Below are 20,077 nucleotides of genomic sequence, written 5' to 3'. Positions count from 1 at the left end.
CAGTGGGTCTTCCGGACGGTGGCGGTCAGGCGCCGGAGTCCTGGCCGTGGGACCAGCAATGCACCCAGTGACCGTCGCCGGCCTCTGTGCGGGGCGGGAAGGCGGTGGTGCACTCCGGCCGGGCGAGGGGACACCGCGGGTGGAAGCGGCAGCCGGCGGGCGGGGCGACGAGGTCCGGGGGCTCGCCCAGCGGCTCCTCCTCGGCCAGGTCCGCGGCGCCGTCGAGGAAGCCGCCGCGGTCGGGGTCGGGGGCGGAGTCCAGCAGCAGTCGGGTGTACGGATGCCTGGGCTGTTCCACGACGGCGTCGGGCGGCCCGGACTCCACGAGCTGGCCGGCGTACAGCACCTTGATCTCGTCGGCGAAGTAGCGGGCACTGGCGATGTCGTGGGTGATGTAGAGGATCGCGAGGTCCTCGTCGTCGCGGAGTCTGCGCAGGAGGTTGAGGATGTCCAGCCTGATCGAGGCGTCGAGCATGGAGATGGGCTCGTCGCCCAGCAGGATCCTGGGCCGGGCGGCCAGGGCGCGGGCGATGGCGACGCGCTGGCGCTGTCCGCCGGACAGCTCGTGCGGGAACTTGTCGATGAACTGCTCGGCAGGGGTGAGCTCCACCCGTTCCAGGAGCTCCAGGACGTGCCGCTCCAGTTCCGCCCGGCCGCGTGCGTGGCCGTGGAGCTTGAGCGGGCGGCTGAGGATGTAGCGCAGCCGGTGTACCTGGTTGAGCGAGGAGAACGGGTCCTGGAAGATCATCTGGACCTGGCGGTAGTAGGCGCGTCGGGCCTTGGTCGTCCGGGCCCGCCGGACCACCGTGCCGCCCAGCAGGATCTCGCCCTCGGTGGGCGTGTGGACCATGGCCAGCAGCCGGGCGAGGGTCGACTTGCCGCTGCCGCTCTCGCCGACCAGTGCGGTGATCCTGCCGGGGTGCAGGGCGAGCGTGGTGGGTTCCAGGGCGTGAACCTGCTTGCCGTGCTGTCCGAGGCCGTGCCGCGGGAAGCGTTTGACGACCTGGCGGGCCACCAGCGCGGCGTCGGCGACCGCCTCGGGCGGCTCCTCAGGTGCCGGCATGGGTGTTCTCCTCACGTTGGCTTCCGGCAGGACCGCGGCCGGTGTGCAGATGGCAGGCGACCTCGCCGTCGTCGAGGGCCAGCAGCGGTGGGGCCGTGTGCGCGCAGGGCTCGAAGCGGCTGTGGCACCGTGGGTGGAAGCCGCAGCCCGTCGGCGGTGTGCGCAGTCCCGGTGGGGACCCGGGGATGCCGGTGATCTCCCGGCGCGGGCCCCGTACCGGCGGGAACGCGTTGCGCAGCGCAGCGGTGTAGGGATGCTTGGGATCGCTGTGGATCCGCCGGGCCGGCGCGGTCTCGACGACCTGCCCCGCGTACATGACCATGATCCGGTCCGCGATCTCGATCAGCAGGGACAGGTCGTGGGTGACGAAGACGACGGAGAAACCCAGTTCGCGTTTGAGCCGGGACACCTGACGCAGGATCTGGCGCTGCATCACGACGTCCACGGCTGTGGTGGGTTCGTCCATCACCATGAGGTCAGGTTGGCACGCCAGGGCGAGGGCGATGGTGGCGCGCTGCCGCATGCCGCCGGACAGCTCGTGCGGGAAGGAGCGCAGTCGGTCGGTCGGGATACCGACCATGGCCAGCAGCTCACCCGCGCGTTCCCAGGCCGCGCGGCGCGCGAGCCCCCGGTGCCGTCCGAGGACGTCGGCGAACTGGGCGCCGATCCGGAGCACCGGGTTGAGGGCGTTCATGGCGCTCTGGAACACGATGGCCAGGTGTTCCCAGCGCAGTTCGGCCAGTTCGCGGTCGGTGAGGCGGAGCAGGTCGACCGGGCGGCCGTCCGGTGTGCCGTGGAAGAGCACGGACCCGGCCGTGGTGACGGCGGGCGGGCGCTCCAGCCGGGTCAGCGCGGTGATCAGGGTGGACTTGCCGCAGCCGCTCTCACCGACGACGCCCAGGGTCTCACCGCGGTGCAGCGTGAGGTCGACCCCTCGCACGGCGTGCACGGGGTCGGTCCGGTCGAAGTAGTCGACGTGCAGGCCGCGGACGGTCAGGAGCGGTTCGCTCATGAGGCTGCCCCCCGGGCGGTGGATGACGGCTGGGCGGTGGTACGGCCAAGGCGCGCCGCCCGGGCCTGCTCACGCACCTTCCTGGCGGGCTGGCGCAGCCGGGGATCGGAGATCTCGTCGATGCCGAAGTTGACGAGGCCGGCCGCGACGCCGATGAGGGCGATGCACGCGCCGGGCGGGACGAACCACCACCACGCTCCCAGGGTGAGGGCGGAGCCGTTCTGGGCCCAGTACATCATCGAGCCCCAGCTGACGGAGTTGATGTCGCCCAGGCCGATGAAGGACAGTCCCGCGTCGGCGAACATCGACAGGACGACGGCGGAGAGGAAGCTGACGGAGATGATCGGCGCGAGTTGCGGGATGAGCTCGCGGGTGATGATGCCCCAGCGGCTCTCGCCGGTCATCTCGGCCGCGGTGACGAAGTCCCGGCCGCGCAGCGACAGGGTCTGGGCGCGCTTCTGGCGTGCCCCCCAGGGCCAGGAGGTCAGCGAGATGATCAGAGCGGTGGTCAGCGGGCCGCCGCGGCCCTGCACGTAGCTGGCGATGATGATGAGCAGGGGCAGACCCGGGATGACGAGGCTGACGTTGGTCAGGGCGGTGAGGACCGCGTCGGTCCTGCCGCCGAGGTATCCGCCGGCGACCCCGACCACCACCGACACACTGGTGGTGACGGCTCCGGCGATGAGACCGACCAGCAGCGAGACACGGCTGCCGACGACCATCTGGGCGAGCACGTCCTCACCGGTGGCGGTGGTGCCGAAGGGGTGCGCGGCGCTGGGCGGGCGCATCGCCTGCGCCGTGTCGATGGCGCTCGGCGACAGTCAGCTTCTCCAGCTTCGCGGAGTACTTCTTGACGGTCGCCTCGTCAGCCGCGTTGGCCATCTGGGCGAGCAGGTCGTCCGTCTGCTTGCTCTTGTAGTGCCCGTAGTTGGTCCACAGCCCGGCATTGCCGCTGAGAGCATGTCCCTGAAGAAGTTGTACGGGGTGTCGTAGTAGACGGCGCCGCCCACCACCACGTCGAAGTCGCCGCTCTTGCGCTTGGCGTCGATCTGGGCGGAGGCGATCGGCTTCACCTGCACGTCGATGCCGGCTGCCTTGAGCTCCTGGGCGATCACCTTGTCGCGCTGGATCGCGTCCGCCCACTCGGACACCTCCAGAATGGTGAAGGACAGCTGCTTGCCGTCGCGGCCGACGAGCTTGCCGTTCTTCTTCGTGTAGCCGGCCTTGGCGAACGCAGCGGCGGCCTTGGCGAGTCGGGGCCGGGCTGCTGTGCACCGGCGTACTCGGGTGCGATCCACTTGCCCTGGGTGGTGGAGTCCAGACCGGTGAGGTTGAGCGGGCTGAACAGGCCGGGGTTGCCCAGTGCGGCAGTACGAGGCTGCCCACCACGAGGTCCCGAAGGAGCTCACCGACGCCCTGCGTGCCGCCGGAGTCAGGCACTGGACCATCTGGCGTCTGCACCGGCGACTCCGATGCCCAGGTCCCGGGGGCCGGGGCGCGAGAACGGGCCGAGCACACCAGCGCGGAGTTCCGGATCCGGACCTTCAGCGGCGGGCATTTCTGTCTCGCCGACCAGAGCGAGTGGGTGACCGCGGCACTGCTCGAGGAGGTGGCCGGGTTCCAGGCACGCTCCCGGATCAGCGCACCGACCGCTGATCCGGGCGCTGGCCCCGTCGCGTGCTGCCGCACGACGGAGGAATGACGATGATTTCTGAGAACGTGTCGGTTTCCATGGCGGCCACGCGCCATATCCCGGCCGTGATTGCGGGAAGGGACACAGGCGGACGCGATCGTGGCCGAGCAGCTCTTACACCGTCCTTATTTCATGCTTGAACGCCCAAGGGGTCCGTTTCGACGAAGGCCGGGGTTGAACTGGGCGCGAGATGCGGCAAGTTGCTTTCGGGACGACCAGGCCCGGTGATCCTGCTGCTGTAACCGCCAGTAGCGTGCGCATGGTTGATGCACCGTCAGCTGCCTACCTGCAAGTCCTTGCTTGACACGAGATCACCGACGGGGGTTGGATGAAATTCGGCCAAGGGACTCGCAGGTAGATGTAACTGCACCTGGGGACGGCACCCCATGCGGGAGCCGGAGCAAACGATCACCGCCATGCGGTGGTTGCCCTCTCCTGGCCGGGAGAGGGAAGAACGGGGGTTCTGAGTGGTACTTGACTATGTCCTCGGCGGCGGCGAGCTGTACGAGCTGTTTCCGAGTGTGCAGCGCACCTGTGCGCACATGGCTGACTGGACCGGTATCGGCGTTCAGTGAATCTTCGATGAACAAAGAGAACCGGGACAGGAGTACGGCCAGGGAGTCGGTGCCATTCGCCAAGCGGCGGCCGTTCTCGGAAATCGCCGACGTAATCGCCGAAGACTGCGGAGATGCAGACCGAGGTCACGCTCCGGTGCCCGGGGGACGACCCGGTCGTGCTCGTCGGCCGGTCGTCGGATGGCTGGATCGCCGCGCGGTGCCGGGTGGCTGGAGGAGCGCGGCACGGTCGTGTCCACAGTCGTGATGTCCGGACAGATGTTCCAGCGTGAGAAGACGTTCGACGGGGTGGACGAGGTCCGGTCCACCGCGAGGGGCGGCTCCATGCCTCTCTTCACGGATGAGGAGTCGGCGTGGGGCGACCGGCTCACCCGGCTCGCCGTGACCGGCGACCACTCCACGATGACGGAGGACCACGCCGTCGTCACCGCCGGAGCCGTCCTCGACCGGCTTGCGGAGAACGTGTGAGGTGAGCCCGTGGCCGTGTGCCGTGTGCCGCATCGCTCGTCGCGAGAGAAAAGACGGAAGCCGGAAGGACGTCTGTAGTCCTTGGGCCGCAGTGTCCCTTCAGGGTCCGTCGATGACCGATTGCAGATTTGCAGTTTCAGAAAGAGGAGAAGAAGTGACGTCTTCGAACATCACCCCCGTCGGCGAGCAGGTCGGCCAGTTCTACGACCAGTTGGTGGGGGCGTTCGACGCCGCGCTGTACGGCCCGAACATCCACGTCGGCTTCTGGAACAGCCAGGACGACGCCACTGGGCTGGAGGACGCTGCCAACCGGCTCACGGACATGATGATCGAGCGGCTGCAGGTCGGCCCCGGTGACCGTGTGCTGGACATCGGCTGTGGTGTCGGCGGACCGGCGCTCCGGCTCGCCCAGGCGACGGGTGCCGAGGTGGTCGGCGTCAGCGTCAGCCGCAAGCAGGTCGAGAAGGCCAACGAGCTGGCCGAGGCGGCCGGTCTGAGCGGCAAGGTCAGCTTCCAGCACGGCGACGCGATGAACCTGCCGTTCGACGACGCCTCGTTCAGCGCCGTGTGGATGCTGGAGTCCGTCATGCAGATGCCCGACCGGACGGCGGCGCTCAGCGAGGCGGCCCGCGTGCTGCGGCCGGGCGGCCGGCTCGCGCTCACCGACAACTACGAGCGGGAGACCATCTCGCCGGAGCGGCGCCCGGTGATCGAGGGCATCCTCAAGCAGTACCTCACGCAGTCGCCGGCGTCCTTCGAGGCGTACCCCTCCATGCTGCGCGAGGCGGGCCTGCGCTGTGCCGAGATCATCGACGTCAGCGAGAACACCACCCGGCAGTCCGTCAAGCGGCTCGGCGAGGCGCTCGCCAAGAACATGGAGCAGTTCGCCGCCAAGGTCGACCCGGAGGTCCTCGCCAAGCTGAAGCCGGCCGAGGGGCAGAACCTGGAAATGCCCGAGGTGGGCTACCTGATCGTGACGGCCCGCCGGCCCGCGGCCGTGTGACCGCTTGCGACAGCGACCTGCCGCCCGGCCGGTTCCTCAAGGCCGGGCGGCACGTCCGCCCGAGTGTTGCCCGTCGTGCGGTCGGACGGCCGGCTCGACGTCCCGCCGTGACACCGCCAGATAGGCGACGAAGCCCAGGATCGCCACCGTCCAGGACACGGTGACCGGGCCGAGGCCCCAGGCCAGTCCGCCGCGGGAGGCGGGTACGGCCATCCAGTCGGCGATCGAGGCGCCGAGCGGGCGGGTGAGGACGTACGCCGTCCAGAACGCGGTCACGGCGCCGAGGACACCCGCCCGGTGCGCGAGGGCCGGCACGCAGATCGCCACCGCGAACAGGACGACCGAGCCCAGGTAGCCGAGGCCGGTGGTCGCGGTGAGGTCGCCCGCCGCGGTGCCGAGGGCGAACGTGGCCAGTACGGCCGCCCAGTAGAAGAACTCGCGCCGCCGGGTGCGGATGCCGTGGATCGACAGGGTCCGCTCGCTCGCGTACCAGAGGGCGAAGGTGGCCGCCAGAGCGGTCAGGAACAGCGGCGTGGACAGGGCGTAGGGGACACCGATGCCCACGTGGAGGACGTCGGCGGCCATCGTGCCGAACACGCTGACCATCACGATCGTCGTCCAGTACACCCAGGCCACGTACCGGCGGACGGCGAACTGGAGCACGAGCGAGGCCACGAACGCGAGACCGCCGAGACCGACCGCCGGAATCGCGCCGAACAGATGGGCCAGGAAGTCGGACGCCGTCTCACCCATGCCCGTGGTCAGCACCTTGATGATCCAGAAGTAGACGGTCACCTCCGGCACCTTGTTCGCGCCCGCGCGGACGCGATCGCGGGCGTGGCCGGGGACATGGCCACCGGGCCGGTGGTCGAGGACGTGCTCTGCGCTCATGCGTCGAACCCTCGCACGGCCACATGCCTTTCCCCCAGTCCCCTTTGCCATTGTTTTGGCGCTTGTGGTGCAGGTGTTGCCAAAGCCCGGTGCGAGCCCGTACGCAACCCGAACGCTTACCAAAATCGCCTGGTCACAGCCGCGGCAAAGCTGGTACGAAGATCAGTTGCGCGGTGTCAGGCGACCACGCCGACATGCGCGAGGGCCTGCTTCAGCAGCGCCCCGTGCCCGCCCGGCATCTCGCTCTGCACCGCCGGTGAGGCGGCCTCCTGCGGGGTGAACCACACCAGGTCCAGCGCGTCCTGCCGGGGCCGGCAGTCGCCGGTCACCGGGACGACGTAGGCGAGGGACACCGCGTGCTGGCGCGGGTCGTGATACGGCGTGATGCCCGCGGTCGGGAAGTACTCCGCGACGGTGAAGGGCTGCAGGGAGGCCGGGACGCGTGGCAGGGCGACCGGGCCGAGGTCCTTCTCCAGGTGGCGCAGCAGCGCGTCGCGGACCCGCTCGTGGTGCAGGACGCGGCCGGAGACCAGGGTCCGGCTGACCGTTCCGTCCGGGCCGATGCGCAAGAGCAGCCCGACGCTGGTGACTTCACCGCTGTCGTCCACGCGCACGGGCACGGCCTCGACGTACAGGATCGGCATCCGGGCCCTGGCCATTTCCAGCTCGTCGGAGGTCAGCCAGCCGGGAGTGGTTTCGGTCATGTCAGACATTGCTTGATCATACTTTCCAGGTGGGGCGCCCGCTCAGTGACGGGCCGGTTCGGATACGGGCGGTCCGTACAGTCGGCGGGCGTTGTCGCGGCCCGCCCAGGCCGCGATCCGCAGGGCGTCGGACAGGCTCAACTCGTCGGCTTCCACGCGGGCTTGGAGCAGCCCGGCCAGTCCCTGCCGGAAGGACAGCGCGCCAAGGTGGTGGAACTCGGCCACACCGCAGGCGTCAGAGCTGTACAGCAGCTTGCGGTACGGGGTGATCTCCATCGCCTCCTCCAGCACCGCCCGCGCGCGGGCCGGTCCGGTGTAGTGCAGGGCCAGCCCGACGTCCAGGTACACCTGCTCGAAGACGGTCGCCAGGTAGGCGGCTTGACGCTGGTACGGCCAGCAGTGCAGCAGCAGCACCGGGATCGTGCCCGCGGTCCGGTGCAGCCAGTCGGTCAGCAGCGCGGGATCGGCGCGGTGCAGCCGTACGTCGGCGTCGCCGAACCCGGTGTGCAGTTGCAGCGGCAGGCCGAGGTCGACGGCGGTCCACAGCAGGTGCCGTACCAGCACGGGGTCGGCCATCCGGCTCTTGCGCGCGAGCCACCGCCCGGCCGCCCCGGTCACCTCGGCGTCGGTGGGGCGGGCCGGGTCCAGGGCGAAGCCGGTGCGGTAGGCGGCGACCGACTTCACGGCCACCACGCCCGGCCGGCGGACGGCCTCCTCGGCCGCGGCCCGGAACACCGCCGCGTACTCGCCCGCCTCCACGCCTCGCGCCGCCACCGCCTCCGCGACCTGCTCCAGCCGTACGACCTCGTAGGCGGCGGCTCCGGCGGCCCGCGCCAGTTCGGCGGGGGAGGTGAACGGGTGCGGGGCGTAGCCGGTGTCCACGCAGAACACCTGCGTGCCGGATGCCCGCAGGAAGCGCCGGTTGACCTCCCGCCAGCCGAGCGCGGCGCGCCGGGCCAGGTAGTCGGCGGGCGGCGCGTGGCGCGGGAGGTCCAGCAGAGGTGCGCAGTGGCGGCGTACGGCCGTGCCGACCGGGCTGTCGAAGGGCGAGACGCCGGGCCAGGCCGCGCCTTCGGTGATCAGCGACTCGAACCGCTCGGGGGTGAGGTCGGCGGTGACGGCGCCGTGGCAGTGATGGTCCACCAGCGGCAGCGCGGCGAGCGCCTCGTGGACCGGTCCCGGTGCCGGCATGTCAGTACCGCCAGCGGTAGGCCGCCGCCACCCGCGCGTCGTCGAGACCCTCCACGGCGGCGGCCTCCCCCAGCCGTACGGCGGTCACCGCGTCCGCCAGGACCGGGCCGAGCGCTGCCCGCAGCACCTGATCGGCACGGAACTCCTCGACGGCCTGCGACAAGGTCACCGGCAGCCGCCGTACCCCCAGGGCCGCCGCCTCCTCGGGGCCGTACCGGGCCGGGTCCCCGGTGATCTCCCGCGGCAGCGGCAGCGCCGCCGTCAGCCCGTCGAGCCCGGCGGCGATGACGCAGCCGAGCGCCAGGTACGGGTTGGCGGCCAGGTCGACCGGCTTGATCTCCATGTTGGCCTCCTGGTCCTGGCGGCCCGCCGAGCCGGTCACCACCCGCAGCGCGGCCTCGCGGGTCTCCCGGCCCCAGGCGGTGAACACCCCCGCCCACTGGGAGGGCCTGAGCCGCAGATAGCTGGCCGGGCTCGGCGCGGTGACCGCGGTCAGGGCGGGCAGACGGGCGAGCACCCCGGCCGCGAACGACTCGGCCTCGGCCGTCATGCCGTACCGGCCCGGACCGCCGGCGTGCAGGTTGACCCCGGCGCGCCGGCAGGACAGGTGCAGATGGCCGCCGTTGCCGACACCGTCGGCGGACACGGCGGGCGCGAAGGACACCCTCAGACCGTGCCGCCGGGCGACCGCCCGGATCGTCTGGCGGATCAGCACGCTCAGGTCGGCCGCCGCCACCGGGTCGAGGGCGGCCACGGAGATCTCGAACTGCCCGGCCGCGTACTCGGGATGGATCTGGTGGACGTCCACGTCCTGTTCCGTGCACGCGGTCAGCAGGTCGGCGGTGAAGTCGCTCAGCTCGATCTGCCGGATCGCGCCGTACGCGGGTCCCGAGACGGCCGGGGCGAACTCCCCGGCGGGCGCCGAGCCGAGCCCGAGCGCCCATTCGACCTCGATGGCCGCCCGGAAGTCGAGGCCGTACCGTTCGGCGGCCTCCGTGACCGTCCGGCGCAGGAAGGTCCGGGCACAGCCGGGGTGCCGGGCACCCTCCTGGGTGATCCGGTCGACGGGCGCCCAGGCCCAGCCGGGCTGGGCGGCCAGCACCGTCAGCCGGTCGAGGTCGGGATAGAGCCGCAGATCGCCGTCCGGGGAGCCGAGGACGTCGGTGGTGACGACCGAGTCGTCCGCGAGGAACGTGTCGAACACCGGCGACATCCCGACACCCCAGGACACGGCCGCCTCCAGACGCGCCGTCGGGACCGTCTTGACCCGGGTGACGCCTGCCGTGTCCACGTACGCGAGCACGATCCCGCGTACGCCGCGCGCGGCGAGTTCGGCGGTGAGCGAGGCGACCCGGTCGAGGTCGCCGGGGCGCCCTCCGGGCACGGGGTCGGCAAGGGTGGTCATACGTCCTCCACGGCAAACCCACGGGATGGTCGAGGGTCCTCCTCGACGGGCACAGGGTGGTCGGGGCCAGGTTTTCACGGCCACCGCACCGAACTGCGGCACCGCCGCCGGGCGAGCCGTTCAGGACGCGAGCCCCACCGCGCCGTACAGCGAGACCGGCCCGTCCCCGTCGGCGTCGTCCTCGCGGCGCCAGTCCACCACCGACACGATGCCCGGGTCGAGCAGCTCGAGCCCCCGGAAGAACCCGGCCACTTCGGAGCGGGAGCGGGCCACCAGGGTCACACCGTCCGCTTGGTACGCCGCTATGCCCTTCGCCACCTTCTCCGGTTCCAGGTCTGCCGTCATCATCGACAGCACCAGACAGCTGCCCGGGGCCAGCGCCTCGACCAGCGTGGTGACCATGTCGTGGGCGCCGTCCTCGTCGGCGACCAGGTGCAGCAGGGCGATGAGGGAGAGGGCGACGGGGCGGTCGAAGTCCAGGACGTCCGCGGCCTTTTCGAGGACGGCGTGCGGGTCGCGGGCGTCGGCCTGCACGTACCGCGTCACACCCTCGGGGGTGCCGCGCAGCAGCGCGTCCGCGTGGGCCGGCACGATGGGGTCGTTGTCGACGTAGACCACGCGGGCGTCCGGGGCGACGGACTGGGCGACCTGATGGAGGTTGGGCTCGGTCGGAATGCCGGTGCCGACGTCCAGGAACTGGCGGATGCCCCGCTCCGCGGCCATCACGCGCGTGGCCCGGCGCATGAAGGCGCGGTTGGCGCGCGCCTGCCGTGCGACGTCCTGGTCGATCGCCGTGATCCGGCGGCCGAGCTGCTCGTCGACGGGGTAGTTGTTCCTGCCGCCGAGGAACCAGTCGTAGACCCTGGCCGGATGCGGCCGGGTGGTGTCGATGTGCTGCGCGGTCGGCTCGTTTCCGGTCACGTCCTGCTCCTCCGCTGGGCCGGCCCCGGCCCTCGACTCGGGGCGCGCACGGGCAGCAGTGTGACATGATCGGCCGCTGGTGCGCCCGGTCAGCGCGGCAGGGCCGTGTCCAGGAAGCGGATCAGCTCCGCGAAGACGGCCGCCCGGTCCGTCTCGTGGAACACCTCGTGCCGGGCTCCGGTGAAGATCCGCTCGGTGAGCCGGCCGCCGCTGAGCCGCTCCACGCCGATCCGGCTTCCGGACAGCGGTACCAGCCGGTCGTCGTCCCCGTGCAGCCACAGCACGGGCAGCGTGCCCACGTCACCGCCCTCGGCGACGGCCTCCAGGGTGCGGACGAACGCCTCCAGCGTCGGCCGCTTCATCGGCCCGTGCCATGTCAGGGGATCGGCGGCGTACGCGGCGCACACCGCCGGGTCGCGGGAGAGCGCGGCCGGGCTGACGGGGACGTCCGGGATCTCCGGCAGGGCCAGCAGCCGGCCCGGCAGCTCCCAGGCGCCGATCACGGGGCCGGAGAGCACCAGCGCGCTCAGCTCGTCGCCGTGACGCTGGGCGTAACGCGCCGCGATCAGGCCGCCCATCGAGTGGCCGACCATGACCAGCGGCAGACCGGGGTGCGCCGCGCGGGCCAGCTCGGCGACGCGGTGCACATCCGAGACGACGTCCTCGAAGTCCTCGATCACCACGCGTTCGCCGGCCGACTTCCCGTGCCCGACGTGGTCCGGTCCGTACACGGCGGCCCCGTGCCCGTTGAGGACGCCGGCCGGCCCGTCGTACCGGCCGGCGTGTTCGCCGTAGCCGTGCACCAGCAGGGCGAGGTAGTGGGGGTCGGCGTGCGGCCACTCGCGGACGGCGAGGGCGCCCCGGGTGCCGGCGAGGGTGTGCTCGCGGATCTCGGCCATGTTTCCTCCAGCGTGCCTCGGCCTGCCTGGGTGAAGGTCCGTGAGGATCTTCCCAGGGAGCCGGTGAGAGGTCTATAGTCGAAAACTAGCAGTGCTAATTAATTGCTGATCCACAGCGTCGTAGGTCAGGAGTCCAATCCGTGCGTCCCGTCCACTTCGCAGCCGCCCGCCGCACACCCATCGGCAAGCTGCGCGGAGCCCTGTCCACCGTGCGTCCCGACGACCTGGCGGCCACCGTGATCCGCCACCTGGTCGCCGACGTGCCCGCGCTCGACCCCGCCCGGATCGACGACGTCTACTGGGGCGCCGCCAACCAGGCCGGCGAGGACAACCGCAACGTCGCCCGCATGGCCGCCCTGCTCGCCGGACTGCCCGAGTCCGTGCCGGGCGCCACCGTCAACCGGCTGTGCGCCTCCGGCCTCGAAGCGGTCACGGCCGCCGCCCGTACCATCGCCGCGGGCGAGGCCGACATCGTCGTCGCGGGCGGCTCGGAGTCGATGAGCCGCGCCCCCTTCGTCCTGCCCCGCCCCGACGAGGCCCTGCCCCACCGCATGGAGACGTACGACACCCGCCTCGGCTGGCGTCTGGTCAATCCCGCCATGAAGGACCTGCACGGCCTGCTGTCCATGGGCGAGACCGCCGAGGAGGTCGCCGAGCGCTACGGCGTCTCGCGCGCCCGGCAGGACGAGTTCGCCCTGCGCAGCCACCAACGCGCCGCCGCCGCCCGCAAGAACGGCCACTTCGACGACGAACTCCTGCCGGTGCAACGCCCGGACGGCATCGTGGTCGAGCAGGACGAGTGCGTCCGCGAGGACACCTCGCTGGAGAAACTGGCCCGCCTGAAGCCGGTGTTCCGCGCCGACGGCACGGTCACCGCGGGCAACGCCTCACCGATGAACGACGGCGCCGCCGGGCTGCTGCTGGTCAGCGAGGACGCCCTGGACGAGCTGGGCCTGGAGTCCCTCGGCCGGTACGTCGCCGGTGCCTCGGCGGGCGTCCACCCGGACGTGATGGGCATCGGCCCGGTGCCCGCCACCCGCAAGGTGCTGGCCCGCGCCGGCTGGGCGACCGGCGACATCCAGGAGGCCGAGTTCAACGAGGCGTTCGCCGCGCAGGCACTCGCCTGCGTCGACCAGCTGGGCATCGACCCCGACCTGGTGAACCCGTACGGCGGCGCGATCGCGCTCGGCCATCCGCTGGGCTGCTCCGGCGCCCGCATCCTCACCACGCTGCTGCACCGCATGCGCCGCATGGGCGCGGAGCGGGGGCTGGCGACGATGTGCGTGGGTGTGGGACAGGGCAGCGCGGTGCTGGTCGAGAGGCACTAGACCTGTCGTCGAACTCCCACCTGCCCCACAGGTGCCCCCGGCGCGTGGGTTCACGGACACGCCGGCGCCGGGGCACCGTCGGCGGGCCGTCTCCCGGATCCGGGGCCACCGGGCGGGAGGCGATCACGCGCCCCGGACGCGTGCGCATAGCATCGGTGTCCGCATGAACACGATGACGCTCTGGCACATCACCGGCTGGGAGTTCGCCGCCCTCGCCTTCGCGGCCCTGCTCGTGGGCTTCTCCAAGTCCGCGGTGAGCGGCGCCAACACGGTCAGCCTCGCCATCTTCGCGGCCGTGCTGCCCGCCCGCGCCTCCACCGGTGTGCTGCTGCCGGTCCTGATCGCCGGCGACGTGCTCGCCGTGCTCACCTACCGGCGGCACGCCCACTGGCCCACACTGTGGCGGCTGTTCCCGGCGGTGGCGGCCGGGGTGGTGGCCGGCACGCTGTTCCTGCTGTGGGCCGACGACGGGGTCGTACGGACCTCGATCGGCGCGATCCTGCTGCTGATGGCCGGGGTCACGCTGTGGCGGCGACGCCGGACGGAAGCGGGGGACGGGCCGGAGGCGGTGACGACACGGGCCGGCCGGGTCAGGGCCCGTTCGTACGGCGTGCTCGGCGGGTTCACGACGATGGTCGCCAACGCGGGCGGCCCGGTGATGTCGATGTACCTCCTCTCCGCAGGCTTCCGCAAGCTCGGCTTCCTCGGCACATCGGCCTTCTTCTTCCTCATCGTGAACGTGTCGAAGGTGCCCTTCAGTGCCGGCCTCGGCCTGATCGACGGCCGCTCCCTGTTCCTTGACGCCGCGCTCGTCGTGTTCGTCGTACCCGGCGCGCTCTTCGGCAAATGGGCTGTGAACAGGATCAACCAGCGGTTGTTCGAGCAACTCGTGATCGCGGCGACGATCGTGGGCGGCGTTCAGCTGCTGCTGCGCTAGCCCCAGCTCCAGCGGGTCACGTCGGGCGGCATGTGGCAGCAGCTGCCGTCGGCGTCGTCCGGCCGTCCGGGACAACGGCCCACCGCAGGTCCACCGCGTGGACGAAGGCCCCGGTGTGAGCCAGGCCGCACCGCCTGGTCCGCGACGAACCGGGCTCGCGTGGTGACATGGGTTCCCTGGATCTCAGGCCAGGGAGCACGTCAACGCGTCAGTCCCAGCAGCTCGGGCAGACCGGCGAACGAGTCCACGACATGATCCGGAGCACCGTCGGCGCTCTCCTCGGTCTGCCGCTGATACTTCCCGGTCCTGACCAGCACCCCCGTGATCCCTGCGCGCTGTGCCGCGAGAACGTCGGACTCGATGTCGTCGCCCACCATCAGCGCCCGGTCCGCGTCCACGCCCAGCCGGGCCAATGCCGCCGCGAAGAACGCCGGGGACGGCTTGCCCGTGACCTCCGCCTCGACCCGCGCGGCCCGCTCCAGCCCGAGCAGGAAAGCACCCGAGTCCAACTGCAGTCCGGTGTCGGTCCGCCAGTACAGGTTGCGGTGCATGGCGATCAGCCGCGCCCCCCGCTGAAGGTGACCGAAGGCCCGGTTGAGCGCCGCGTAGTCGAACTCGGGCCCGGCGCCCCCGACGACGACCACGTCCGGACGGACCTCGTCCTCGTCGACCAGCGTGATGTCCCCGAGGTCCTCCGCGATGTCCCCGCTGTTCAGGAGGGCACAGCGGGCGCCCGGAAAGTGTTCGGCGAGATGGGCGGCGGTGACCGCGGGCGCCGTGAGCACGTCCTGCGCGCTCACCTCGAACCCGGCCCCCGACAGCGTCTCGGCGATCGACGCCCGCGTACGGGACGTCGTGTTGGTCACCAGAGCCACACCCAGCCCGGCCGCCCTGATCTCCCGCAGCGCCTGAACCGCTCCCGGCAGCGGCTTCCAGGAGACGGTGAGCACCCCGTCGATGTCGATGAGCACGGCACGCGTGGATTCCATGCCCCCGACGGTAGCGACCCGGTCTCCGAAACGGCCCGTACGACCTCGTACGCTCACCCCCATGTCCCCGCACGTCCTGATCCTCGGCGGCACCACCGAGGCCCGCCGCCTCGCCGCGGACCTCGCCGCCCGTCCCGGCATCCGCGTCACCACCTCGCTCGCGGGCCGCGTGGCCCGTCCAGGGGCGCTCGCCGGCGAGGTCCGGACCGGCGGCTTCGGCGGGGCGGAGGGCCTGACCGACTGGCTGCGCGAGCACCGGGTGGACGCCCTGGTCGACGCGACCCACCCCTTCGCCGCGTCGATCACGGCGAACGCGGCCCGCGCGGCGAAGGCCGCCGCAGTGCCCGCGGTCGTCCTGCGCCGCCCCGGCTGGCGGCCGGGCCCCGGTGACCGCTGGCACGAGGCGGCGTCCCTGGACGCGGCTGCCGGGATGCTGCCCGCCCTGGGTACCCGGGTCTTCCTCACCACCGGCCGCCTCGGCCTGTCCTGCTTCGCCCACCTGACGGACCAGCACTTCGTCGTCCGCTCGGTGGAGGCGCCCGAGCCGCCCCTGCCCCCGCACACCGACGTGGTCCTGGCCCGCGGCCCGTTCACGGTCGCCGACGAGACGGCGCTGCTGCGCGCCCACCGCATCGAGGTGCTGGTGACGAAGGACAGCGGCGGCGAGGCGACGGCCGCCAAGCTGACGGCCGCCCGCGAACTCGCCCTGCCCGTGGTCGTCGTGCGACGCCCCGCCCTGCCGGCAGGCGTCACACCGGTGCCGGACGTGGCAGCCGTACTGGACCGGCTGGGCCTCGGCCGGTCGTAGGCCCGCAGCAGGCCCTCACCGGCGCCGTCACTGCTCGCCGGGGTGCCTGCGCAGCAGATACGTGTCCATGATCCAGCCCTTGCGCTCCCGCGCCTCGGCCCGCACCCGCTCGATACGCGGCCCCGCCTCCCCGATCGGGCCGGAGACCAGGATCTCGTCCGGAGTGCCAATGTAGGCCCCCCAGTAGATGTCGATGTCCTGGTCGGCGTACTGCCGGAAGGTCTGGTGCGCGTCGAGCATCACCACCACGTCGTCCACCCCCTCCGGGAAGCCCTCGGCCAGCCGCCGCCCGGTGGTGATCTGCACCGGCCGCGCCACCCGGTTCAGCCCCGTGCGATGCCGGGCGACCAGTGAGGAGACGCTGCTGATGCCGGGCACCACGTCGTACTCGAACGCCACCGCCGCGCGCTCCAGCACCTCCTGAAGAATCCCGAGCGTGCTGTCGTACAGCGAAGGATCCCCCCACACCAGGAAGGCACCCGTGCCGTCCTCGCCCAACTCCTCGGCGATCAGCCGCTCGTAGATCCCGGCGCGGGCGCTGCGCCAGTCCCCGACGGCCGGCGAGTACGCGGCGCCGCCCGCCCGGCGGTCCCGGTCCGGGTCGCGGGCCTCGACCACCCGGTACGACCCCGGGGGCAGGTGTGCGTCCAGGATGTCCCGGCGGAGCTGGGTCAGGTCGCTCTTCACCTCGCCCTTGTCGAGCAGGAAGAACACGTCCGTGCTCCGCAGCGCCTTGACCGCCTGCAGGGTCAGCTGGTCGGGGTCGCCCGCGCCGATACCGATGACATGAATCTTTCGCACGGCCCCGAGTCTGCCGCATGCCACTGACGGCGCACCCACCGCCTCCATGTGTCCCGGGGGAGGGTGCTACGCGGTGAGCCGCGGCGCCTCGGCCTCCGCGTCGACGGGCCCGGCCCCGCGCTCCACCCGCCCGGCCAGCTCCCGCGCCCACCCGGCGACCGAGCCGAGATCGATCCCGTACGGCCGGCGCTCGCCGCTGTCCGCCGCCCACTCCTCGACGGCGTCCGCGCCGCGCCGTAGCAGCCGGGCGCCGCCGGTGGCGTTGCCGCGGGCCGCGTGCGTGAGCCCCACCGCCAGCTGGGCCAGCCCCCGCCACAGCGTGCGTTCCCTTCCGGGACCCGACTTCCAGGCGTCCTCGAACACCTCGTGCGCGTGGAACGGTTTCCCGGCGTCCAGCAGCGTCTGGGCCTCGGCGACCGTCTCCTGCGGGGTGCGTACGACACCCTCGGGCTGCCGGGGCACCCCCTGCGCGCCGTAGGGCAGGGGCCTGCCCAGCCCGTCCCGGGGCCGTGCGCTGCGCGCCCGCCCCTCCACGTCCCGGTCCCTGGCGTCCACGTCTCCCATGCGACCGATTGTCCCCCGCCCCCGCGGGGCCCACTTCGGAACAGCCGCGCAGGTGGGGTAAAGTGCTGTTCACGCGATCACGCGGGTCACCGTGAGTGAGCGTATCGGGACGTGGCGCAGCTTGGTAGCGCACTTGACTGGGGGTCAAGGGGTCGCAGGTTCAAATCCTGTCGTCCCGACTTGTGAGAGTCGCAGGTCAGGGCCGGTTTCGGAGGATTCCGAAACCGGCCCTTGATCGTTCTTGGGGGCCAGTGGGGGGACCAGCGGCCTTGACCGGCCCTGGCGGGTCACGACGATCGGGCTCGGCAGGGCGTGCGGGGCACGCAGCACACTCAGGTGCGCCGAGAGGGCCGCGCCGGCTGCAGTGATCTTGTGCATGGGGGCGGGGCCGGCGGACAAGATGCGTGGCGCGACGAGGGGCGGATTTCCTTCGTCGTTCCCCGGGCACCCTGACCGCCTCCATGACCGGCTCGAATCGCGGACCGACACGCAGATGGGTCTCCGTGGGGAACCCGCCCCGCGCCTGCCCGGTACGGGAAGCGCGGTGGCAGGGCTGGTGAGGACGGTCAGCGAAGCGTCTCGTCGCTGGAGTCGTGCGGGTGAAGGAACTTCACGGCTTTGCGGGCCAGGACGGAAGTGAAGTGTTCACGTGCGTCGGGGCGCAGTCGTGCCAGCGCGACCATGCCGGTGATGACGGCGTCGGCCACCTCGTCCTGGACGTCTGTCCACGTGTGGCTGTGCCCTTTCCGGGGATTGGTGCCGCGGGCGCCGATGACGGCCTGTGCGGCCTCGCCCACCTCCTCGGCGAGTTTGAGCACCTGCAGGGTCCATTGCTCCTCGTGTTGGAGACCGTTCCCGGTGTCGAGGCGGCTGAACGTGTCGGCCAGGCGCTGGATCGTGTCCCAGTCGTCGGTGGCAGCGGCGCGCGCGTGATGCTCGCGGGATTGCTGGGGCACTGCGGTTCTGCGCATGAGTGCCGGGTCGCCGGCGAATCCCAGGGCCTCGTACAGGGGCCTTGATTCATTGCTGGCGTGCAGTTCGAAGAGGGTGATGCCTTCCTGCTCCAGGTCGTCGAGGAGTGTGCTGAGGGCGGCCTTGGCGTAGCCACGGCTTCTGTAGCCGGGTCGGGTGGCGACGGCCTGGATGCGTGCGGCCAGTCCCTGTGGGTATCGGGGCGCGGGCAGTACGGGGCTGACCAGGGCCAGGGCGCAGGTGGCGAGTCCACCCCCGGGTGCGTCGACGACGTAGGCCCGGGCGTCACCACCGGACTGGAGGCGTTCGGCCAGCTGGTCTCGGCACAGGGTCAGCCAGGTCGCGTCGAGCGGTCGGGAGAGAATCAGCTCCGATCGCAGGAGGGTGATGCCTTCGGCGTCGGCGGGCGTTGCACGGCGTGGAGTGGTCACGGGGGTCCGTCCTTGTCGTCTCGGCGTCGGGGTGCCCGTGCGGTCCCGCCCGTTCAGGGCTGGGATCACGCGCGGGGGGTCGTGTGCGGGTCGGTGACGGGGGTGAAGCGGGCGGGTGCGTGGTCGAGGGGCAGATCGGGACGCCAGGCGGTGAGGATCTGGGCGCTGCACTCGAACAGGTCCGGCGGCAGGGCGTCCAGCGGCCACCAGCGCCAGTCGCCGACGCTCTCGTCGGGCTGGTCGGCCGGCTCTCCGCGCCAACGGGTGACGAGGGCGCCGAAGGTGACGCGGACGACGTCGCCGACCCGGTCGAGGAGCATGCCGAGAAGACGGACGTCGGCTGGGTCGGCGTACAGACCGGTCTCCTCGGCGAGTTCGCGCACGACTGCCTCCTGCAGTGACTCGTCCGGCTCCACAGTGCCGCCGGGCAGTTCTCGTGTGCCCAGCCGGTGCCGGCCCAGGAGCAGCCCCCGGGGCCCGAGCAGCACGGCGCCGACGCCGACGGCCGCGTGGGCGGCGGGCGGTCTCGTGGTACGGGGACGGGCGGTGATCCGGGCCGGCCGGTGGACCTGGAACAGCCGGTAGGAGGCGTGGTTGTGCTCCTCCGGAGCGTCGAGGACGGTGACGCTTCGCACGCGGAGCCCGTACTGCACGAGCAGGTCCTCCCACAACTCGGGTGTGAGCACCCACATGTGCACGGTGAGGTCCTCGCCGCCGGCCAGGCGCAGGGTCTCCGGGCGCGGCGTGACGGTTGACGTCGGGCCGTCGCCGGCGGAGTTGGTGTGCAGCACGGTGAAGAACAGCCGTCCGCCCGGCTTGAGGGCGGTCGCCAGGGCGGGCAGGAGTCGGTGCGGGTCGAGGAAGTGGAAGGTGCTGAGGCCGTAGATCATGTCGTACGGCGCTGCGGTGCCCAGGTGGTCGACGGCGTCGGCGTGGAGCAGCCGCAGGCCCGGCACATCGGGGTAGCGGGCGCGGGCCCGCTCGATCTGGCTGCGGGAGGCATCGACGGCGTCCACGTGTGCGCCGTAGATGCGGGCCAGGTGGGCGGCGTGGCGGGCGGGTCCGCAGCCGATGTCCAGGACACGCAGGCCGCTGAGGTCCCCGAGGATGTCGTCCCCCGGCCCGTTCGCCGTGGGGCCCCAGGTGAACCGGTCCACTTCCGTGAGGGGCGTACCCCGCCGCAGGTGGTGTTCGCCGTATGCCTCCCAGGTGAGGCGGGTCTGCCGTTCCATGTCCAATGTCGGCTCCGATGTTCAGGGGCGGAGGGCGTAGCAGCGCAGTACGTCGATGCCGCGGCGCGTACGACGGACCAGCCTGCGGTAAGGGTCTGGGCCTCGGCGGGGCTGATCCCGAGGTGCTGGCAGGGATCATGTCTTCGGCGTACGGTCTGCACGGGCACTTCCGGTGCGTGCGAAAGCATGG

The 20,077-nt window shown here is 71.8% G+C and carries 21 protein-coding genes and 1 tRNA gene; 7 read left to right on the top strand and 15 right to left on the bottom strand.

Translation table 11 applies throughout. The annotated features are described in order from the left end of the window. Window positions 1-25: 25 nt before the first annotated feature. Genes K7G59_RS03000 through K7G59_RS02985 form a run of 4 tightly spaced genes read right to left on the bottom strand, consistent with a single transcriptional unit; the run spans window position 26 to window position 3,373 of the window. Entirely contained in the window at window positions 26-1,063 is a 1,038-nt protein-coding gene (locus K7G59_RS03000; protein WP_225830191.1) for an ABC transporter ATP-binding protein, read from the bottom strand. After that, on the bottom strand, window positions 1,050-2,075 hold the full coding sequence (locus K7G59_RS02995) for an ABC transporter ATP-binding protein (protein ID WP_225830190.1): 1,026 nt from the start codon (window positions 2,073-2,075) through the stop codon (window positions 1,050-1,052). The genes K7G59_RS03000 and K7G59_RS02995 overlap by 14 nt, the downstream gene beginning before the upstream one ends. Next, window positions 2,072-2,863 carry an ABC transporter permease gene (locus tag K7G59_RS02990; RefSeq protein WP_225830189.1) on the bottom strand — a complete coding sequence of 264 codons (792 nt, stop codon included), beginning with the start codon at window positions 2,861-2,863 and terminating at the stop codon, window positions 2,072-2,074. Before K7G59_RS02990 ends, K7G59_RS02995 begins: the two co-directional genes overlap by 4 nt. A 33-nt stretch (window positions 2,864-2,896) precedes the next feature. Further along, window positions 2,897-3,373, bottom strand: coding sequence for an ABC transporter substrate-binding protein (locus K7G59_RS02985; protein WP_225830188.1), 477 nt, complete (start codon window positions 3,371-3,373; stop codon window positions 2,897-2,899). A 64-nt stretch (window positions 3,374-3,437) separates the two neighbouring features. On the opposite strand from K7G59_RS02985, the gene K7G59_RS35235 reads away from it, so the two are divergent. From K7G59_RS35235 to K7G59_RS02970, 3 genes are all read left to right on the top strand, one after another. After that, on the top strand, window positions 3,438-3,731 hold the full coding sequence (locus K7G59_RS35235; protein ID WP_374114180.1) for an L-rhamnose mutarotase: 294 nt from the start codon (window positions 3,438-3,440) through the stop codon (window positions 3,729-3,731). Between the two features lie 843 nt (window positions 3,732-4,574). Next, window positions 4,575-4,811, top strand: a complete 237-nt coding sequence (locus tag K7G59_RS02975) for a hypothetical protein (protein ID WP_225830187.1) — start codon at window positions 4,575-4,577, stop codon at window positions 4,809-4,811. Window positions 4,812-4,965: 154 nt separating this feature from the next. Beyond that, window positions 4,966-5,814 (top strand): methyltransferase domain-containing protein, encoded by an 849-nt coding sequence (locus tag K7G59_RS02970; RefSeq protein ID WP_225830186.1) that lies wholly within the window; start codon window positions 4,966-4,968, stop codon window positions 5,812-5,814. A 36-nt stretch (window positions 5,815-5,850) separates the two neighbouring features. Here K7G59_RS02970 and K7G59_RS02965 read toward each other — a convergent pair whose 3' ends face one another. The 6 genes from K7G59_RS02965 to K7G59_RS02940 all read right to left on the bottom strand — a co-directional run bounded on the left by K7G59_RS02965 (window position 5,851) and on the right by K7G59_RS02940 (window position 11,825). Further along, a complete protein-coding gene (locus tag K7G59_RS02965) occupies window positions 5,851-6,705 on the bottom strand; it encodes a hypothetical protein (RefSeq protein ID WP_225830185.1) in 855 nt (284 codons plus the stop codon). A gap of 176 nt (window positions 6,706-6,881) precedes the next feature. Beyond that, a complete protein-coding gene (locus K7G59_RS02960; protein WP_225830267.1) occupies window positions 6,882-7,409 on the bottom strand; it encodes an NUDIX hydrolase family protein in 528 nt (175 codons plus the stop codon). Between the two features lie 42 nt (window positions 7,410-7,451). Continuing rightward, window positions 7,452-8,600, bottom strand: a complete 1,149-nt coding sequence (locus K7G59_RS02955) for an amidohydrolase family protein (RefSeq protein ID WP_225830184.1) — start codon at window positions 8,598-8,600, stop codon at window positions 7,452-7,454. 1 nt (window position 8,601) lies between these two features. Then, a complete protein-coding gene (locus tag K7G59_RS02950; protein WP_225830183.1) occupies window positions 8,602-10,005 on the bottom strand; it encodes a glutamine synthetase family protein in 1,404 nt (467 codons plus the stop codon). Window positions 10,006-10,125: 120 nt separating this feature from the next. Continuing rightward, window positions 10,126-10,926 (bottom strand): SAM-dependent methyltransferase, encoded by an 801-nt coding sequence (locus tag K7G59_RS02945; RefSeq protein ID WP_225830182.1) that lies wholly within the window; start codon window positions 10,924-10,926, stop codon window positions 10,126-10,128. Window positions 10,927-11,015: 89 nt separating this feature from the next. Beyond that, window positions 11,016-11,825, bottom strand: a complete 810-nt coding sequence (locus K7G59_RS02940) for an alpha/beta hydrolase (RefSeq protein ID WP_225830181.1) — start codon at window positions 11,823-11,825, stop codon at window positions 11,016-11,018. A 140-nt stretch (window positions 11,826-11,965) separates the two neighbouring features. Between K7G59_RS02940 and K7G59_RS02935 the strand changes: the two genes are divergently transcribed. Both K7G59_RS02935 and K7G59_RS02930 read left to right on the top strand, forming a co-directional pair. Continuing rightward, window positions 11,966-13,153 (top strand): thiolase family protein, encoded by a 1,188-nt coding sequence (locus K7G59_RS02935; RefSeq protein ID WP_225830180.1) that lies wholly within the window; start codon window positions 11,966-11,968, stop codon window positions 13,151-13,153. Between the two features lie 163 nt (window positions 13,154-13,316). Further along, window positions 13,317-14,090, top strand: coding sequence for a sulfite exporter TauE/SafE family protein (locus tag K7G59_RS02930; RefSeq protein WP_225830179.1), 774 nt, complete (start codon window positions 13,317-13,319; stop codon window positions 14,088-14,090). A 200-nt stretch (window positions 14,091-14,290) separates the two neighbouring features. Here K7G59_RS02930 and K7G59_RS02925 read toward each other — a convergent pair whose 3' ends face one another. Beyond that, window positions 14,291-15,079, bottom strand: a complete 789-nt coding sequence (locus K7G59_RS02925) for an HAD-IIA family hydrolase (protein ID WP_225830178.1) — start codon at window positions 15,077-15,079, stop codon at window positions 14,291-14,293. 61 nt (window positions 15,080-15,140) lie between these two features. Here K7G59_RS02925 and K7G59_RS02920 point away from each other — a divergent pair, with 61 nt between their 5' ends. Next, on the top strand, window positions 15,141-15,887 hold the full coding sequence (locus K7G59_RS02920; RefSeq protein WP_225830177.1) for a cobalt-precorrin-6A reductase: 747 nt from the start codon (window positions 15,141-15,143) through the stop codon (window positions 15,885-15,887). 27 nt (window positions 15,888-15,914) lie between these two features. Here K7G59_RS02920 and cobF read toward each other — a convergent pair whose 3' ends face one another. Continuing rightward, entirely contained in the window at window positions 15,915-16,688 is a 774-nt protein-coding gene (gene cobF / locus K7G59_RS02915) for a precorrin-6A synthase (deacetylating) (protein ID WP_225830176.1), read from the bottom strand. A 66-nt stretch (window positions 16,689-16,754) separates the two neighbouring features. After that, entirely contained in the window at window positions 16,755-17,252 is a 498-nt protein-coding gene (locus tag K7G59_RS02910; protein WP_225830175.1) for a DUF309 domain-containing protein, read from the bottom strand. 105 nt (window positions 17,253-17,357) lie between these two features. On the opposite strand from K7G59_RS02910, the gene K7G59_RS02905 reads away from it, so the two are divergent. Continuing rightward, a tRNA-Pro gene (locus K7G59_RS02905) sits at window positions 17,358-17,431 on the top strand. 387 nt (window positions 17,432-17,818) lie between these two features. Here the strand turns inward: K7G59_RS02905 and K7G59_RS34920 are convergent. After that, the gene (locus K7G59_RS34920; protein ID WP_308294982.1) at window positions 17,819-18,655 is read right to left on the bottom strand and encodes a GNAT family N-acetyltransferase; all 837 of its coding nucleotides are present in this window, start codon (window positions 18,653-18,655) and stop codon (window positions 17,819-17,821) included. 65 nt (window positions 18,656-18,720) lie between these two features. Next, on the bottom strand, window positions 18,721-19,887 hold the full coding sequence (locus K7G59_RS02890; RefSeq protein WP_225830174.1) for a bifunctional class I SAM-dependent methyltransferase/NUDIX hydrolase: 1,167 nt from the start codon (window positions 19,885-19,887) through the stop codon (window positions 18,721-18,723). Between the last annotated feature and the right edge of the window lie 190 nt (window positions 19,888-20,077).

The organism is Streptomyces sp. NK08204 (assembly GCF_020400585.1).
Taxonomy (GTDB): Bacteria; Actinomycetota; Actinomycetes; order Streptomycetales; family Streptomycetaceae; genus Streptomyces.
Note: the sequence above shows the minus strand (reverse complement) of the source record. Positions and strands in the feature narration are given on the sequence as shown.